Annotated in this window: 1 rRNA gene; it reads right to left on the bottom strand. The window is 50.9% G+C overall.

Annotated elements, in window-relative coordinates:
* A 23S ribosomal RNA gene (locus tag UF05_RS02695) occupies positions 1–1,465 on the bottom strand; the annotation flags it as partial.
* Positions 1,466–1,495: the final 30 nt, after the last annotated feature.

Below are 1,495 nucleotides of genomic sequence, written 5' to 3'. Positions count from 1 at the left end.
AGCCTACGCACTTGAACCTGGACAACCGTCGCCAGGCCCACCTAGCCTTCTCCGTCCCCCCATCGCAATTGTAAGAAGTACGGGAATATTAACCCGTTTCCCATCGACTACGCCTTTCGGCCTCGCCTTAGGGGTCGACTTACCCTGCCCCGATTAACGTTGGACAGGAACCCTTGGTCTTCCGGCGAGGAGGTTTTTCACCCCCTTTATCGTTACTCATGTCAGCATTCGCACTTCTGATACGTCCAGCATGCGTTACCACACACCTTCAACCGCTTACAGAACGCTCCCCTACCCAATACTCAAAGAGTATTGCCGCAGCTTCGGTTTACTACTTAGCCCCGTTACATCTTCCGCGCAGGCCGACTCGACCAGTGAGCTATTACGCTTTCTTTAAATGATGGCTGCTTCTAAGCCAACATCCTGGCTGTCTGAGCCTTCCCACATCGTTTCCCACTTAGTAGTAATTTGGGACCTTAGCTGGCGGTCTGGGTTGTTTCCCTCTCCACGACGGACGTTAGCACCCGCCGTGTGTCTCCCGGATAGTACTTACTGGTATTCGGAGTTTGCAAAGGGTTGGTAAGTCGGGATGACCCCCTAGCCTTAACAGTGCTCTACCCCCAGTAGTATTCGTCCGAGGCGCTACCTAAATAGCTTTCGGGGAGAACCAGCTATCTCCAGGTTTGATTGGCCTTTCACCCCTAGCCACAAGTCATCCGCTAATTTTTCAACATTAGTCGGTTCGGTCCTCCAGTTGATGTTACTCAACCTTCAACCTGCCCATGGCTAGATCACCTGGTTTCGGGTCTATATCCAGAGACTGAACGCCCAGTTAAGACTCGGTTTCCCTACGGCTCCCCTAGATGGTTAACCTTGCCACTGAATATAAGTCGCTGACCCATTATACAAAAGGTACGCAGTCACAGGACAAAGCCTGCTCCTACTGCTTGTACGTACACGGTTTCAGGTTCTATTTCACTCCCCTCACAGGGGTTCTTTTCGCCTTTCCCTCACGGTACTGGTTCACTATCGGTCAGTCAGTAGTATTTAGCCTTGGAGGATGGTCCCCCCATATTCAGACAGGATATCACGTGTCCCGCCCTACTCGATTTCACTGAACACACGTCGTCAACTACGGGACTATCACCCTGTATCGTCGGACTTTCCAGACCGTTCGTCTAACGCGTGTAAAGCTTAAGGGCTAGTCCAATTTCGCTCGCCGCTACTTTCGGAATCTCGGTTGATTTCTTTTCCTCGGGGTACTTAGATGTTTCAGTTCCCCCGGTTCGCCTCCTTACCCTATGTATTCAGGTAAGGATACGTGCTTATGCACGTGGGTTTCCCCATTCAGAAATCCCAGACTCAAATGGTTGTTACTACCTAATCTGGGCTTATCGCAAGTTACTACGTCTTTCATCGCCTCTGACTGCCAAGGCATCCACCGTGTACGCTTAGTCACTTAACCATACAACCCGAAGGAGTTTCGAGTTGATGA

The organism is Vibrio sp. S457-15, from assembly GCF_000960545.1.
GTDB lineage: Bacteria > Pseudomonadota > Gammaproteobacteria > Enterobacterales > Vibrionaceae > Vibrio > Vibrio parahaemolyticus.
Note: the sequence above shows the minus strand (reverse complement) of the source record. Positions and strands in the feature narration are given on the sequence as shown.